Genomic DNA, 16,697 nt, shown 5'->3' on the forward strand with positions numbered 1-16,697 from the left:
AGCACGGCGATGCGCAGCAAGCCGAGTCGCGCTCCGTCCAGAAGACGCTCCCGCGACACGCCTGGCCCCCGGCGTTTTACCGCCGGCGATCTCGCAAGGAAATGCCGGGCCGCCCCCGGATCCGCGACCCCTCGGGGCGCGGCCGCCGCAATCGTGCACGCAAGGGGCGATCCGCACACACATCACAGGAGCATTGCATGGACATCCACGAATACCAGGCCAAGGAGCTGCTCGCAGGCTTCGGCGTTCCGGTGCCGCGCGGCGGCGTCGCCTACAGCCCCGACCAGGCGGTGTACGTCGCCACCGAACTCGGCGGCTGGCACTGGGCCGTCAAGGCGCAGATCCACTCGGGCGGGCGCGGCAAGGCGGGCGGCGTCAAGCTGTGCCGCACCTACCACGAGGTGGCCGACATCTCACGCGAGCTGCTCGGAAAAAAGCTGGTCACCAACCAGACCGGGCCGGAGGGCAAGGTGTGCAACCGCGTCTACATCGAGGCGGCCGAGCCCTTCGAGCGCGAGATCTACCTCGGCTTCGTGCTCGACCGCAAGACGGAGCGCATCCTCGTCATCGCCTCCGGCGAGGGCGGCATGGACATTGAGGAAATCAGCCACGACAAGATCATGCAGATCGAGGTGGAGCCCGCCGTCGGCCTGCAGCCTTTCCAGGCACGCGAGATCGCCTTCGGCCTGGGCCTGGGCATCAAGCAGGTGAGCCAGGCGGTAACCACCCTCATGGCTTGCTACCGCGCCTTTCGCGATCTCGACGCGACGATGGTCGAGATCAATCCACTGGTCGTCACCAAGGAAGGCAAGGTGCTCGCGCTCGACGCGAAGATGAGCTTCGACGACAACGCCATCTTCCGCCGCCGCCAGATCGCCGAAATGCGCGACGTGGCCCAGGAAGACCCGCGCGAGGCGCAGGCCGGCCAGCACGGCCTGAACTACGTCGGGCTGCAGGGCGACATCGGCTGCATCATCAATGGCGCCGGTCTCGCGATGGCGACGATGGACATGATCAAGTACGCGGGCGGCGAGCCGGCGAACTTCCTCGACGTGGGCGGCGGCGCCTCGCCGGAGCGCGTGGGCCAGGCATTCAACCTGGTCCTGTCCGATCCCGGCGTGAAGGCGATCCTGGTCAACATCTTCGCCGGCATCAACCGCTGCGACTGGGTCGCGCAGGGCGTGGTGGAGGCGGCCAAGGATCTGAAGGTGCCGCTCATTGTTCGCCTTGCGGGCACCAACGTCGATGAAGGCATGAAGATCGTGCGCGAGTGCGGTCTGCCCATCATCCTGGCCGATTCGCTGGCCGACGCGGCCAACAAGGCGGTTGCCGCCGCACGCGACCACAAGGCCGCCTGAGCCGCCTTACACGGAGCACAAGACATGAGCATCCTCATCGACGAAAAAACGCGCGTCATCGTGCAGGGCTACACCGGCGACAAGGCCACCTTCCACGCCAAGGAAATGATCGCCTACGGCACCAACGTGGTCGGCGGCGTCACACCCGGTAAGGGCGGCCAGAAGCACCTCGACCGGCCGGTGTTCAACACCGTGAAGGAAGCGGTCAAGGCGACCGGCGCCGAGGCCAGCCTGGCCTTCGTGCCGCCGCCCTTCGCGGCCGACGCGCTGATGGAAGCGGCCGACGCGGGCCTGAAGCTCGTGTGCATCATCACCGACGGCATTCCGGCGCAGGACATGATGCGCGTGAAGCGCTACCTGCGCCGCTACTCGAAGGACCTGCGCACCACCGTGGTCGGCCCCAACTGCGCCGGCATCATCAGCGCCGGCAAGGCCATGCTCGGCATCATGCCGGGCAACATCTACATCCGCGGCAACGTCGGCATCGTCTCGCGCTCGGGCACGCTGGGCTATGAAGCGGCTGCGCAGATGAAGGCGCTCGGCATCGGCGTGACCACCAGCGTGGGCATCGGCGGCGACCCGATCAACGGCAGCTCCTTCCTCGACCACCTCGCGCGCTTCCAGGAAGACCCGGAGACGGAGGCCGTGATCATGATCGGCGAGATCGGCGGGCCGCAGGAAGCGGAAGCTTCGGCGTGGGTGAAGGCGAACATGACGAAGCCGGTGGTCGGCTACGTTGCCGGTTTGACTGCGCCCAAGGGGCGACGCATGGGCCATGCCGGCGCGATCATCTCGGCCGTGGGCGATACGGCGGCGGAGAAGTCAGAGATCATGAAGTCGTATGGCCTGTTCGTGGCGCCGAGCGCTTCGGAATTGGGATCGACCGTGGCGCAGGCGCTGAAGAAGGCGGCTTGAAGTGGCTCAGCTCGCGGGGCGCTCTGCCGGGATCGGACCGACGGGGCGCTCTGCTCCGCTCATGCCCGGGGACAGAGCCCCGGGCGTTCGCCAGGCACAAACAGTCCTCAGGACTGTTCGTGTCCGGGCTCACTCCCCCGTCGCCGCCCTGCGGGCGGCGCCTCCTCCTCTACTTCGCTGCGCAGAGCGCCCCGCCGGCCCAATCAACCACCGTCGTGGCGCATCGACGGTCGAAAGAACCCGGCGTGTCTTGCCCAGGGCGTCGGGTGGCCGGCGGAGCGAAGTTAAGGAGGAGCGACGGCCGCAGGCCGGCGCGGCGGACATGAGCGTAGTCGGCCATCCGATGGCCTGGGCGCACGAACCCGCCCTCACATCGTCTTTTTGGACTCGACCATGACAACCACCCCCAACCCTGCCCCGCCCGCGATGACCGACTACGCCGAACCGGTGCAAACCGCAGACGGCGTCGAAGGCTTCTCGCGCTCCGACCTCCTGCGCGCCGCGCTCCTAGGCGTGGTCGAACGCTACGACCCCGAGGTCGCCGCAGCCCTGCGCGGCGACGGCGCGGCCACGGCCATGACCCCGCGCGTTCTGGCCCGCACCATCCAGACCGAAGCCCTGTGGTTCCAGCTCCTCGCCATCGCCGAGCAGAACCGCGACATGCGCCGGCGCCGCCAGGTGGAACGCGAGCGCGGCTACGAACAGGTGCAGGGCACCTTCGCGAACGTCATCGCCAGCGCCAAGGCCGCGGGCATCGGGGCCAATGAAGTACGCGAGGCACTGTGCAGCGTCCGCATCCGCCCCGTCATCACGGCGCATCCGACCGAGGCCAAGCGCGTCACCGTACTCGAGCGCCACCGCCGCATATACCTGCGCCTGATGGACCTCGAAGCCCCGCGCTGGACCGAGCGCGAACGCGAGGAACTGTTTCGCGCCATCGGCGACGAGATCGAGCTGCTGTGGCTCACCGGCGAGCTCAAGCTCGAGAAGCCCACGGTCGATCAGGAAGTGCAGTGGGGCCTGTACTTCTTCAACGAGAACCTGTTCGACGTGCTGCCGCAGCTTTACGGCCGCATCGAAGCCGCCTTCGCCAGGCAGTTCCCCGGCGAGAAGCTGGAGCTGCCCACGCTGATGAGCTTCGGCTCCTGGATCGGCGGCGACCGCGACGGCAACCCCTTCGTGACCAGCGAGGTCACGCGCCGCACGCTTTGGGAAACGCGGCTCGTCAGCCTGCGCCGCTACCGCACGCGGCTGGTCGATCTGATCCGCAACCTCAGCGTTTCCGAGAACACGCTGCCGCTGCCGCCGAGTTTTCGCACGGCCGTCGGCGAAGCGCTGGCCGCCACGCCCGCGGGCGAGGAGATCGCCCACCGCAACCCGGGCGAGCTGTTCCGCCAGTACATCGCCTGCATGCTGCACCGGCTCGATGCGTCCATTGCCAGCACGCAGCAGCACGAGCCGGCGCCGCGCGGCACCGGCTATGCGAACGCCGACGAACTGCTAGCCGACATCGAGCTCATGCATGACGCGCTGTGCAAGGGCGGCGCCGAGCGGCTGGCGGCTTCGCTGCTCGCGCCGCTCAGGCGCGAAGTCAGCGTGTTCCGCTTCAGCACCGTGCGGCTCGACGTTCGCGAGAACACCGGCCGCATCAACGGCACGCTGGCCGAGATCTTCCGTGCCACGCAGCCGGGCAAGGAGGCGCCCTCCCCCGAGAGCGCCGAGTGGAAGCAATGGCTGCTCGACGAGCTGGCCACTCCGCGCGAGGGCTTGCGCCAACTGGAAGGCTTGTCGAACGACGCCACCGAGACGCTCGCCACCTTTCGCACGATCGCGCAGATGCGCGAGCAGATCGACCGCGAGGCCTTCGGCGCGCTGATCCTCAGCATGACGCACAACGCGGCCGACGTGCTGGGCGTGTACCTGCTGGCCAAGGAGGCGGGCCTGTTCACCGACGCACAGGGCATCGAGCGCTGCACCCTGCCGATCGTGCCGTTGCTCGAGACCATTCCCGATCTGCGGCGCGCTCCCGCCATCCTCAAGGAGCTGCTCGCCGTGCCGCTGGTGCAGCGCTCTCTGCGCCTGCACGCAAGCGTGCAGGAAGTGATGATCGGCTACTCCGACTCCAACAAGGACGGCGGCTACTTCGCGGCCAACTGGGAGCTGAACAAGGCGCAGGCCGGGCTCACGCGCCTGGGCCACGAACACGGCGTCAAGATCGCCTTCTTCCACGGCCGCGGCGGCTCGGTGAGCCGCGGTGGCGCGCCCACCGGCCGGGCCATCGCGGCGGCGCCGGCCGGCTCCATCCGCGGGCAGTTCCGCACCACCGAGCAGGGCGAGGTTGTCTCGCTGAAGTACGCCAACCGCGGCACGGCGAACTACCAGGTGGAGTTGCTGGCCTCGTCGGTGATCGAGCACATCCTCAAGTCCGAGCGCGAGACGGCGCTGATCCCCACGCACGAATTCGACGAGGCGATGGAGGCGTTGTCGGGCACCTCCTGGACGGCTTACCGCAAGCTGATGGAGAACCCGAACATGCTGGCCTACCTGCAGGGTTCGAGCCCGCTGGAGGAGTTGTCGCTGCTCAACATCGGCTCGCGGCCGGCGCGGCGCACGTCGGCACAGACGCTGGGCGACCTGCGCGCGATCCCGTGGGTGTTCTCGTGGTCGCAGAACCGGCACATGCTGCCGGGCTGGTACGGCATCGGGAGCGGGCTGAAGGCTTTTCTCGACGTGCGCAAGGAGGCGGGGCTCGATCTGCTGCGGCGCATGTTCCGCGATGCGCGGCTCTTTCGCCTGGTGATCGACGAGGCCGAGAAGTCGTTGCTCACGGTCGATCTCGAGATCGCACGGGAATTCGCTGGACTGGTCGCCGACGACGCGGTGCGCCAGCCGATCTTCGCCGCGGTGGAGAACGAATACCGGCTCGCCTGCGAGTTGATCCTGAAGGTGTCGGGCGACTCGCAGATCGCCGAGCGCTTCCCGCAGTACCGGCGCCGCCTCGCACGGCGCCTCAAAACGATGAACCAGGTCAGCCGCCAGCAGGTGCAACTGCTGCGCGACTGGCGCACGCACGGCGAGGAGGAGGTTCGCACCGCCTTGCTGCTGTCGATCAACTGCGCCGCCGCCGGTCTGGGCGCGACGGGCTGAAAGGAGGCTGACCGAGCCGATTCACCGACCCTCACCGCAGCCCTCTCCCGCACGCGGGAGAGGGAGCAATACGAGACGGCAGTGGCTCTCTCTCCATCGGGCGGAGAAGGAGCAATACGAGCCCGTCCTTCCGAAGCGGAACGCATTGCTCCCTTGCCCGTCTGGGGAGAGGGCTGGGGTGAGGGGCCACCGCAAGACACCGACGCCACGACGAACCGCCCGCCCCCATCCACCACGAAGGAGACCCGACCATGAGCTTCACCATCATCGAGCAAGCCACTCCCCGCCTGCACCGCTCCGAACTCGCCGTGCCCGGCTCCAACCCGGCCATGTTCGAGAAGGCCGCGGCATCGGCCGCCGACATCATCTTTCTCGACTTGGAGGACGCCGTCGCCCCCGACGACAAGCCGCAGGCGCGCAAGAACATCGTGCAGGCGCTGAACGACGTGGACTGGGGCACCAAAACGATGATGATCCGCATCAACGGCCTGGACACCCACTACATGTACCGCGACGTGGTCGACATCGTCGAGGCCTGCCCGCGGCTCGACATGATCCTGATCCCCAAGGCCGGGGTTGCCGCCGACGTGTACGCGGTGGACATGCTGGTCACGCAGATCGAGAACGCCAAGGGCCGCAGCAAACGCATCGGCTTCGAGGTGCTGATCGAGACCGCACTCGGCATGGCGAACGTCGAAGCGATTGCACAGTCGAGCAAGCGACTGGAGGCGATGAGCTTCGGCGTCGCCGACTACGCCGCGTCGACGCGCGCACGCACCCAGGTGATCGGCGGCGTCAACAAGGATTCGGTGGTGCTCACCGACAAGGACGAGCAAGGCAATCGCCAGAGCTTCTGGACCGACCCCTGGCACGCCGCCCAGACCCGCATGATGGTGGCCTGCCGCGCCTACGGCCTGCGCCCGGTGGACGGCCCCTTCGGCGACTTCGGCGACCCTGACGGTTTCAAGGCCGCGGCCAACCGCGCGGCGGTACTGGGCTACGAGGGCAAGTGGGCGATCCACCCCTCGCAGATCGCGCTGGCCAACGAGGTGTTCACGCCCTCGGAAGCCGAAGTGACGAAGGCGCGCCGCATCCTGGAAGCGATGGCTCAGGCGTCCAAGGAAGGCAAGGGCGCGGTGTCGCTCGACGGCCGGCTGATCGACATTGCCAGCATCCGCATGGCCGAGGCGCTGATTGCGAAGGCGGACAGCATCGGCAAGGCACAGAAGTGAAAAAGCCTGCACCGCGCCGATAAGGCGCGGTGCAGGCCTCGGCATGCAAGTTAGGCGCGAGTACTCTTTAAGCCGTCGATTTTGATCAATTGGTGCTGACGAATAGCTTCGGTTCGATGCTTCCGCTCGACGAGGCACCGAAGTTTACGACGTAGTAGGTCGTTGTGGTGGTTGTGGTTCCCTGCGTGTAGCGGTACGCCTTCGAGCCAAGCCGAGTTCCGTTTTCCCCGAGACCCCCCGCGCTGAACAACTGGTCGGCGAGGGTCGGGGTCAGTGTGCCCTGCTGACTGTTGAAGCGCTGGATCAACCGCTTGTCGCTGAGAACCGTGACGGAGTCGCGGTCGTTGAGCGTATTGGAGCAATTCAAGGCATTCAGTACGAGTCCGGCGTTCTGCGGTTTGCCGGCTGCCGCGATCGCCAGGGCGTCGAGATCGACTTCGGTGAAGGTGCCCGTCGGTTCGTTGCTAATGCCCACTGCGGCAAGCAGGCTGGCATCGCCCGAAGTGCACAGCGCAATCAGGTTGCCTTGGGCACGTTCGACACAGTGCTGGATGGCATCGCCCGAGTAGTAGCACCCGGCTCCATTGGCCACCGGGTAATCGAACTCGGTTGCAATAGTGCCCACGGTGCCCTTGCCATCGACAAAAGTGGCGGTCAGTGTGTCGTCGAAATTCGTTTCAGGAGTTTGGGGAGCTTGGGGAACCGAGTTCGGGGCATAAACGCTGAAGCTGCCATCGAACTGACCAAAACCCGACGGCGGCGGACCAGAGGAGTTACCGCCATCGTCATCATCGTCCCCACCCCCGCCACCTCCCCCACCACCGCAAGCGGCCAAGACGAGCGCCAAGCCCAGGGTCAGTGCAAATTTCGCTTTGTTCGCTGTCATTTCTTCGGCTCCGTGATTTGGCTCTCGCAGATGCGGACGCCAGGGCTGCATCGATTCAACCGCGCCGCTCCGACGGCGCGCGCTGATGCTGTTGAGGACGCTCAGCGTGCAGGGACTGTACGCAGGCGATCGGTGCGCTACTGTGCTCGCCGCCACGCCCGCGTGCGGCGCCGGCCCCCTGAATGAGGGAGCTTTTCGCTCACGCCGCAGGTTGAAACGGGACGATCCGTTGAATCAGCGCCGCACCGTCGCTCAGAAGAAAGCCCTTGAAGGCCTGCGCCACCGGGGGCAGCCGTTTCTTCTTAAGGTGAACGACGTACCAGTTCAGCATCACCGGAAAACCCTGGACGTCGAGCACCCGCAGGCTGCCCGTCTTGAGCTCCTGGCTGATGGTGTGGGCCGACAGGAAGCTCACACCCATGCCGGCGATGACCGCCTGCTTGATGGTCTCGGTGCTCTTGATCTCCATGGCGATCCGGATGCTGCCGAGGTCGCCGCCCAGGCCCTCTTCCATCGAGTTCCAGGTGTCGGACCCCTTCTCGCGAACCACGAAGGGCTCGCGCATCAGGGTCGCCTTGGAGATGCGCTTGCTGCCGACCAGCGGGTGCTCCGGGGCGGCGACGATCACGTAAGGGTGCGGCGCGAAGGGCTGGTTGACGGTCTCCAGACCCTCGGGCGGGCGCACCATGATCGCCAAGTCGGTCAGGTTGTCCGCGATGTGGCTCAACAGCCCTTCGCGGTTGTGGACGGTGAAGTTGAGCGTCACGCCCTCATGGCGACTTGCAAACTCCACCAGGAGGTGAGGAAAGAAGTAGTCGCCGGCGCTGATCACCCCGACATTGAGCTTGCCGCCCGAGACGCCCTTGAACTGCGCCATGGCGTTTTCCGCCGCCTCGAACTGCTGGATGATGGCGCGGCTGATTTGCAGCAGTTCGCCGCCGGCGGGTGTGAGGTAGATCTTCTTGCCGAACTGCTCGAACAGCGCATTGCCGGCATGCTCTTCCAGCTTCTTGACCTGGGTCGATACGGCGGGCTGCGTCAGGTGCAGTTCTTCGGCCGCGCGCGAAAAGCTGAGCAGCCGCGCCACCGTTTCGAACACCTTGAGCTGACGCAGGGTCGCGTTCTTCATCCGGCATCACGGCTACGAGCGCGGCGAGGGCGCGGCATGGGTGCCGCGCCGGGACCCGGGCCACTCAGGCCATCTCTTGCAGTCGCACCTGGCCGCGTTGCTCTTCCATCATCTTGGCAAGGAGCTTGACCAGCGCATACATCGTGTCGATGTGCGGCGTGGGCGTGTCGGTCAGGCGGCCCAGTTCGACCACGGCACCCACGAGCGCATCGATTTCGGGCGCGCGCCCGGCTTCGATGTCCTGCAGCATCGAGGTCTTGTGTTTGCCCACCTTTTCGGCGCCGGCGATGCGCTTGTCGATCGTCACGCGGAACTCGATGCCGAGCTTGTGCGCCACCGCCTGGGCCTCGCGCATCATCGAAGCGGCAAGCTCCTTCGTGAGCGGAAACTGGCAGATGTCCGCGAGCGTGGAATGCGACAGGGCGCTGATCGGGTTGAAGGTCAGGTTGCCCCAGAGCTTGAGCCAGATCTCCGAGCGAATGTTGTCGAGCACCGGCGCCTTGAAGCCGGCGTTGATGAAGCTCGCCGAGATCCGCTGAACGCGTTCGCTCGAGCTGCCGTCGAGTTCTCCCACCGGGAAGCGCTCGCCTTCGACATGCTTCACGACGCCCGGCGCCAACAACTCGGAGGCGGGGTACACCACGCAGCCGATCACCCGGTGCGCCGGGATCTTCTCGCCGATGCGACCGCTGGCATCCACGCTGCTTACGCGCGTGCCCTTCAGCGCGCCGCCGTGCTCGTGGAAATACCAGTACGGAATGCCGTTCTGCATGGTCACGACCGCGGTGTCGGGGCCGAACAGCTTGGGCACCTCGTCGGCCACCGCTTCCACCTGGTGCGCCTTCATCGCGAGGATCACCACGTCCTGCGGGCCGGCTTCGGCATAGTCGTTGGTCGCCTTCACGTTCGACGCCACGTGCTCCACGCCGTCGTTCATGATGAGCTTGATGCCGTTCTTGCGAATGGCCTCCAGGTTCGCGCCGCGCACGATGAAGGTCACGTCTTCGCCCGCCAAGGCGAGTTTGGCCCCCACATACCCGCCGATCGCACCGGCACCGATGATCGCTACTTTCATTTCCGACTCCAAAAAAAAATTCTGCAGTGAGGCTCTACACGAAGCGATTGCTGAGCTTGCCGATTCCCGCGATTTCGACCTCGACCAGGCTGCCGGGCTTCATTGAGCCGACGCCGATGGACGTGCCGCACAGGATCACGTCACCGGCGTAGAGCGTCATGTCCGCCGAGATGGCACTGACCAGTTGCTCGACCGAAAACCGCATGTCGGAGATCGGATAGTCCTGCCGGACATCGCCGTTGAGCAGCGTCTTCACGGTAAGCGTCGCAGGGTCGAGCCCGGTGGCGACGACCGGGCCGAAGGGGCAGAAGGTGTCGAAGCTCTTGGCACGCACCCACTGGGCGAACGCCGGATCGCGGTTGATGATGTCGTTCAGCGTCACGTCGTTCGCGCAGGTGTAGCCGAACACGTGATCGAGCGCCTGTGCCTCAGGCACCGCGCTGCACGTCTTGCCGATGACGATGCCGAGCTCGCCTTCGAAAACAACCTTGCCTTCGCAGGCGGGCTTGCGAATCTCTTCGTCAGGATCGAGGTAGGAGTTGGGCGACTTGAGGAAGTACAGCGGCTCCTCGGGCGGCGCCAGACTCATCTTGTCGCCGAGCGCGTGGAAGTTGTTCCACAGCGCGATCACCTTGGTCGGAGCGCTCGGTGTCAGCAACCTGACATCGCTGAGTGACAGCACCGTGCCCGTGGGCTCGGAGCTGCCGAACATGTCGCCGTGCCGCTCGTGGATCCGGTCACCTTCCAGGGTACCGAAACCGAGCTTGCCGGCGTGATTGAAACGAAGCCATCTTTGCATGCGCTGGTTTATACACGTCCGTTCGAAAGCAATTCAGCGCTTGAGAACCGAATCAAGCAGCTTGCCCATCTCGGCCGGATTGCGGGTGACACGAATGCCGCATTCCTCCATCACCGAAAGCTTTTCCTGGGCGGTGCCTTTTCCACCGGAAATGATGGCGCCCGCATGGCCCATGCGCTTGCCGGCAGGTGCGGTGACGCCGGCGATGAAGCCGACCACGGGCTTTTTCATGTTCTCCTTGACCCAGCGCGCGCAGGTTTCCTCGGCGTCGCCACCGATTTCGCCGACCATGATGACGGCGTCCGTCTCGGGGTCGTCGTTGAACATGCGCAGCACGTCGATGTGCTTGAGGCCGCTCACCGGGTCGCCCCCGATGCCGACCACCGTCGACTGCCCGAGACCGAATTCGGCGAGTTGACCCGCCGCTTCATAGGTGAGTGTTCCCGAACGGGACACCACGCCGATGCGGCCCTTGCTGTGGATGTGCCCCGGCATGATGCCGATCTTGATCTCGCCCGGCGTGATCACGCCCGGGCAGTTGGGGCCGAGCAGGATCGTCTTGCTGCCCTGCATGCGGTGGCGGGTGCGGATCATGTCGCGCACCGGAATGCCTTCGGTGATGCACACGACCAGGTCGAGGCCCGCATCGACCGCTTCGTCGATCGCGGCCGCGGCGAAGGCAGGCGGCACGTAGATCACGGAGACGGTCGCCCCGGTTTGCTCTTTGGCGTCCTTCACCGTGCCGAAGATCGGAATGCCTTCGAAGTTTTCGCCGGCCTTCTTCGGATTGACGCCGGCGACGAAGCAGTTCTTGCCATTGCCGTACTCGCGGCACATGGCGGTGTGGAACTGCCCGGTCTTGCCGGTGATGCCCTGCGTGATGACCTTGGTGTGCTGGTTGACGAGTATCGACATCTCATTGCCCCCTGGCCGCGGCCACGACTTTTTCGGCGGCCTCAGCCATGTTGTTCGCGGCAATGATCGGCAAGCCCGACTCCGCCAGAATTTTCTTGCCCAAGTCTTCGTTGGTGCCCTTCATGCGCACCACGAGCGGCACCTTCAGATCGACCTGCCGGGCTGCGGCGACGACGCCGTTGGCGATCACGTCGCACTTCATGATGCCGCCAAAGATGTTGACGAGGATGGCCTGCAGGTTCGGGTTGCGCAGCATGAGCTTGAACGCTTCGGTCACCTTCTCGGTCGTGGCACCGCCGCCGACATCGAGAAAGTTCGCCGGCGAGCCGCCATAGAGCTTGATCACGTCCATCGTGGCCATGGCCAGGCCCGCACCGTTGACCAGGCAGCCGATGTTGCCGTCCAGCGAGATGTAGGCCAGGTCGAATTTCGCGGCTTCGATCTCCGCCGGGTCTTCTTCGTCCAGATCGCGCAGCGAAACGATGTCCGTCTGGCGAAAGAGTGCGTTGGAATCGAAGTTGAACTTGGCGTCGAGCGCAATCACGCGGTCATCGCCGGTCAGGATCAAGGGGTTGATCTCGGCGAGCGAGGCGTCGGATTCATCGAACGCGCGGTAGAGGTTCTGCATGAAGGCGCGGGCCTGAGGCAACGACCCTTCGGGCACGCCGATCTTTCGGGCAACGTCGTCCGCCTCGGCGTCTTTCAGCCCCGCGACCGGGTCGATGAACACCTTGTGGATCTTTTCGGGCGTGTGCGCCGCGACTTCCTCGATGTCCATGCCGCCTTCGCTGGAGGCCATCAGGGCGACACGCTGGCTCGCCCGGTCGACCACCATGCCGACATAGAGCTCCTTCTTGATGTCGGCGCCCTCCTCGACCAGGAGCCGCTTCACCAGGCGCCCTTCGGGGCCCGTCTGGTGAGTCACCAGGGTCATGCCCAGAATCTGAGAAGCGTGCTGGCGGACCTCTTCGATGGATTTCGCCACCTTGACGCCACCGCCCTTGCCGCGGCCGCCGGCGTGAATCTGGGCTTTCACCACCCAGAGTTTTCCGCCCAGCTTTTCCGCCGCCTGCACGGCCTCGTCTGCAGAAAAGCACGGGAGACCCTGAGGGGTCACGACGCCGTACTTGCGCAGTATTTCTTTGCCTTGGTATTCGTGGATATTCATGCCGGTCCTTGTGCGCGGATCAAGCGCCCACCTCGCCGGCCCGGGCCTCGGCCCAGTTGAAATATCGGGAAGCGACCGGGCCCGAACACTCCTCGGTCTGGCGGCAATCCGCCTTCTTGGCCTCGATGGCATTGATCAGGAAGTCGGCGTCGTACGCCGCCAGCAAGTGGGTCTGACGGGTGCGCAGGTAGATCCTGACACGCTCTCTGGCATCGGAGATGGACTGCAGCTCGTTGTAGGTATCGGTATCCCAGTACCACCGCAGACCCAAGGCGTGGAACGCCGCGTTGTACGCGTTGCGTTCGATCTCTTCCGCATCGGATCCGAAACCCTGCGAGGACGTTACTTTCGACATGCCAACTCTCCTTTGTCTGTTGAGGTAACGGTGGGTACCGGACTCCGGTGTCACCGCCCTGCTTGAGAACAATATAGGTCGGCGGTTCGATAATTCATAGTTAAACAATTTTATAAAGATCATGTCCTACAGGTTATGGATAGGTCGTTCACCGCGCGCAACGAAAAGGGGTGAGCGACGGTAATCGCTCACCCCGTACCAAACGGCTCGGCTCGCTTAGAGCAGGCCGGCCCCTCGCGCCCATTGGTACTTGGCACCCAGGACAGCTACCGGTATTTCCGTCGAATACGCATATGCCGGAATACCGTGCTCATACAAATACTGCGCCGCCTCTTCGACCTGGACGTCGCCGGCCAGTGAAGCCACGATGGGCTTTTCGATGCCCTTGGCGCGCATCTCGTCGCGTGCTTCGACGATGATCTTCGCGAAGGTCATCGGCGGCGTGATGATCGTGTGCCAGTAGCCCAGAATCAGCGAGTGGATGCGGTCGTCCTCCAGACCCAGCAAGACGGTGTTCTTATAGGTCTGGGGCGGCTCGCCGCCGGTGATGTCGACCGGATTGCCGGCCGCGCCGAAGGGCGGGATGAACTTGCGGAAGGCCTTGTCGAGATCGTCCGGCATCGGCATCAGCGACAGCTTGTTGTCGACGCAGGCATCCGACAGCAGCACGCCCGAGCCACCGGCGCCGGTGATGATGACCACGTTCTCGCCCTTGGGCGTCGGCAGCACCGGCACGCCACGCGCGAACTCGAGCAAATCCCGCAGGCTGCGGGCGCGGATCACGCCGACCTGCTTGAACACGTCCTCGTAGATCTTGTCGTTGCCGGCCAGCGCACCCGTGTGCGAACTGGCGGCCTTCGCACCCGCCGAGGTGCGGCCCGCCTTGAGCACGATTACCGGCTTCTTCTTCGAAACCCGGCGCGCGACTTCCGCGAAAGCGCGGCCGTCCTTCAGGTCTTCGCAATGCTGGGCGATCACCTTGGTGTTCGGGTCCTGCTCGAAGAAGATCAGCAGGTCGTCCTCGTCGATGTCCGACTTGTTGCCCAAGCCGACGATCGCCGAGACACCCATCTTGGCCGAGCGGCTGAAGCCGATGATCGCCATGCCGATGCCGCCCGATTGCGAGGACAGCGCCGCGCTGCCCTTCACGTCATAGGACGTGCAGAAGGTGGCGCACAGGTTGGCCGGCGTGTAGTAGAAGCCGTAGATGTTCGGCCCCATCAGGCGGATGTTGTACTTGCGGCCGATCTTGACGAGCTCTTCCTGCATCTCGTGCTCGCCGGTCTCGGCGAAGCCGGAGGGGATGAGTACCGCGCCGGCGATCTTCTTCTCGCCGCATTCCGTGAGCGCACCGGCGACGAACTTCGCGGGGATCGCGAACACCGCGGTGTCGATCTCGCCCGGAACGTCCTTGACGCTCTTGAAAGCCTTGTAGCCCAGGATCTCGGTGGCCTTCGGGTGGATCGGATAGATGTTGCCCTTGTAGCCACCGTTGATGAGGTTCTTCATCACCGAGTTTCCGATCTTGCCGTCCTCGGCCGAGGCGCCGATCACGGCCACCGACTTGGGCTGCATGATCCGGCTCATCGAGCTCAGCACATCGGCTTCGGCCGGGCGATGGCGCGGCTGCTTCGGCGCGAAGTCGACCACGATACGCACGTCGGCGGCGATCGCGCTGTCCTTCGAGGCGAACACCGGGTTCAGGTCCAGCTCGGAGATTTCCGGGAAGTCGGTGACCAGCTCGCTCACGCCGACGATCAGCTTGGCGAGCGCCTCGCGATCGACCGGGTCGCTGCCGCGCACGCCCTTGAGCATTTCGGCGGCCTGGATGCCGTCGAGCATCGAGAACGCGTCTTCCTTGGTGGCGGGGGCCAGGCGGAAGGTGATGTCCTTGAGCACCTCGACCAGCACGCCGCCCAGACCGAAGGCCACCAGCTTGCCGAAGCTGTCGTCGGTGACCGCGCCGATGATGACTTCCTGGCCGCCCTTGAGCATCTGCTGAACCTGAACGCCCAGGATCTGCGCGTCGGCCTTGTACTTCTTGGCGTTGGCAATGATCGTGTCATAGCCCTTGGCCGCCTCGTCGGCGCTCTTCACGCCGACGATCACGCCGCCGGCTTCCGTCTTGTGCAGGATGTCGGGCGAGACGATCTTCATCACCACCGGAAAGCCCATAGCGGCCGCCAGCTTCTGCGCCTCGGCGGCGTTCGCCGCAACGCCTTCCTGGGGCACCGCGATGCCGTAGGCGTCGCACACCAGCTTGCCCTCGGGCGCGGTGAGCGAATCTCGGCCCGCCGCCTTGACGGCGTCGAGAATTTTTCTGACTTTGGCCTTGTCTTTGCTCATGGTGCTTTCCTCGGTAAGGAGTGGTTGTTGCCGCGGATGGCAGGGAACTGCTCCGCCACTGCGCGCGATAACGCGCAGGGCAAGGCGCCTTGCGGCAGGGGGGTTAGATCACGCGCTCGGAGCGCAATGCGGCGATGTCGTCGGCGCTGTAGCCGAGCTGGGTCAGCACCTCTTCGGTGTGCTCGCCGAGCAGCGGCGAACGGGTGACATCGGTGGCGCTGTCGGACATCTTGATCGGGTTGCCGACCGTGAGGTACTTGCCGCGCTTGGGATGGTCGATCTCGACGATCGTGCCGGTCTCGCGCAGCGACGGGTCCTCAGCGATCTCCTTCATTGACAGGATCGGGCCGCAAGGAATGTCGAACTCGTTGAGGATGTCCATCGCCTCGAACTTGGTCTTGGTCATCGTCCACTGCTCGATGCGCGCGAAGATCGGCTTCAAGTGCAGCAGGCGCGCCTGCGGCGTCGCGTAGGCGGGCTCGGTGATCCAGTCTTCCTGGCCGATCACCTTGCAGATGGCCTTCCACACGGCCGCCTGCGTGATGAAGTAGATGTAGGCATTGGGGTCGGTCTCCCAGCCCTTGCACTTGAGAATCCAGCCCGGCTGGCCGCCGCCCGAGGCATTGCCGGCGCGCGGCACCGCTTCGCCGAACTCGCCGTCCGGGTACTGCGGGTACTCGTGCATGGTGCCGGTGCGCTCCAGGCGCTGCTGGTCGCGCAGCTTCACGCGGCACAGGTTGAGCACGGCGTCCTGCATCGGCGCCAGCACCTTCTGACCACGACCCGTGGTGTTGCGCTGGTACAGCGCGGCGACGATACCCAGGGCCAGGTGCAGCCCGGTGCCGCTGTCGCCGATCTGCGCGCCGGTGACCATCGGCGGGCCGTCGTCGAAGCCTGTCGTGGAGGCCGAGCCGCCAGCGCATTGCGCCACGTTCTCGTAGACCTTGCAGTCCTCGTACTTGCCAGGGCCGAAGCCCTTGACCGAGGCCACGATCATGCGCGGGTTGAGCTTCTGGATGTGCTCCCAGGTCACGCCCATGCGGTCGAGCGCGCCCGGCGCGAAATTCTCGACCAGCACGTCGCACTGCTTGATCAGCGTGTCGAGAACCTGTTTGCCCTTGGGGTTCTTGGTGTCGAGCGTGATCGAGCGCTTGTTGTGGTTGAGCATCGTGAAATACAGGCTGTCCACGTCGGGGATGTCGCGCAGTTGCCCCCGCGTGGCGTCGCCCTCGCCGGCTCGCTCCACCTTGATGACGTCGGCGCCGAACCAGGCCAGCAACTGTGTGCAGGTAGGGCCCGACTGAACGTGCGTGAAGTCGAGAATGCGAACGCCGTCTAGTGCTTTGCTCATGGGAATCTTTCGTTGACTGTG

Annotated in this window: 13 protein-coding genes; 4 read left to right on the top strand and 9 right to left on the bottom strand. The window is 65.1% G+C overall.

Annotated features, from left to right (window positions below; translation table 11 throughout):
- Positions 1-197: 197 nt before the first annotated feature.
- From H0W40_RS02945 to H0W40_RS02960, 4 genes are all read left to right on the top strand, one after another.
- A complete protein-coding gene (locus H0W40_RS02945) occupies positions 198-1,358 on the top strand; it encodes a malate--CoA ligase subunit beta (RefSeq protein WP_292443026.1) in 1,161 nt (386 codons plus the stop codon).
- 24 nt (positions 1,359-1,382) lie between these two features.
- The gene (gene sucD / locus H0W40_RS02950) at positions 1,383-2,273 is read left to right on the top strand and encodes a succinate--CoA ligase subunit alpha (protein WP_292443028.1); all 891 of its coding nucleotides are present in this window, start codon (positions 1,383-1,385) and stop codon (positions 2,271-2,273) included.
- A gap of 393 nt (positions 2,274-2,666) precedes the next feature.
- The gene (locus H0W40_RS02955) at positions 2,667-5,420 is read left to right on the top strand and encodes a phosphoenolpyruvate carboxylase (protein WP_292443030.1); all 2,754 of its coding nucleotides are present in this window, start codon (positions 2,667-2,669) and stop codon (positions 5,418-5,420) included.
- Between the two features lie 251 nt (positions 5,421-5,671).
- On the top strand, positions 5,672-6,652 hold the full coding sequence (locus H0W40_RS02960; RefSeq protein WP_292443032.1) for a CoA ester lyase: 981 nt from the start codon (positions 5,672-5,674) through the stop codon (positions 6,650-6,652).
- Between the two features lie 85 nt (positions 6,653-6,737).
- On the opposite strand, the gene H0W40_RS02965 is transcribed toward H0W40_RS02960, so the two are convergent.
- From H0W40_RS02965 to frc, 9 genes are all read right to left on the bottom strand, one after another.
- Entirely contained in the window at positions 6,738-7,538 is an 801-nt protein-coding gene (locus H0W40_RS02965) for a hypothetical protein (RefSeq protein ID WP_292443034.1), read from the bottom strand.
- Positions 7,539-7,737: 199 nt separating this feature from the next.
- The gene (locus H0W40_RS02970; protein WP_292443036.1) at positions 7,738-8,667 is read right to left on the bottom strand and encodes a LysR family transcriptional regulator; all 930 of its coding nucleotides are present in this window, start codon (positions 8,665-8,667) and stop codon (positions 7,738-7,740) included.
- A gap of 64 nt (positions 8,668-8,731) precedes the next feature.
- On the bottom strand, positions 8,732-9,742 hold the full coding sequence (locus tag H0W40_RS02975) for a 2-dehydropantoate 2-reductase (protein WP_292443038.1): 1,011 nt from the start codon (positions 9,740-9,742) through the stop codon (positions 8,732-8,734).
- A 34-nt stretch (positions 9,743-9,776) separates the two neighbouring features.
- Positions 9,777-10,541: a fumarylacetoacetate hydrolase family protein gene (locus H0W40_RS02980; protein WP_292443040.1), complete on the bottom strand. Its 765-nt coding sequence runs from the start codon at positions 10,539-10,541 to the stop codon at positions 9,777-9,779.
- A gap of 33 nt (positions 10,542-10,574) precedes the next feature.
- Positions 10,575-11,456 (bottom strand): succinate--CoA ligase subunit alpha, encoded by an 882-nt coding sequence (gene sucD, locus H0W40_RS02985; RefSeq protein ID WP_292443041.1) that lies wholly within the window; start codon positions 11,454-11,456, stop codon positions 10,575-10,577.
- Position 11,457: 1 nt separating this feature from the next.
- On the bottom strand, positions 11,458-12,624 hold the full coding sequence (gene sucC / locus H0W40_RS02990) for an ADP-forming succinate--CoA ligase subunit beta (RefSeq protein ID WP_292443043.1): 1,167 nt from the start codon (positions 12,622-12,624) through the stop codon (positions 11,458-11,460).
- 19 nt (positions 12,625-12,643) lie between these two features.
- Positions 12,644-12,979, bottom strand: a complete 336-nt coding sequence (locus tag H0W40_RS02995; protein ID WP_292443045.1) for a hypothetical protein — start codon at positions 12,977-12,979, stop codon at positions 12,644-12,646.
- Positions 12,980-13,195: 216 nt separating this feature from the next.
- Positions 13,196-15,325 carry an acetate--CoA ligase family protein gene (locus tag H0W40_RS03000; RefSeq protein ID WP_292443047.1) on the bottom strand — a complete coding sequence of 710 codons (2,130 nt, stop codon included), beginning with the start codon at positions 15,323-15,325 and terminating at the stop codon, positions 13,196-13,198.
- Between the two features lie 103 nt (positions 15,326-15,428).
- Positions 15,429-16,676, bottom strand: coding sequence for a formyl-CoA transferase (gene frc / locus H0W40_RS03005; RefSeq protein WP_292443049.1), 1,248 nt, complete (start codon positions 16,674-16,676; stop codon positions 15,429-15,431).
- Positions 16,677-16,697 lie beyond the last annotated feature (21 nt).

Source organism: Methylibium sp., from assembly GCF_013817345.1.
GTDB lineage: Bacteria > Pseudomonadota > Gammaproteobacteria > Burkholderiales > Burkholderiaceae_C > Methylibium.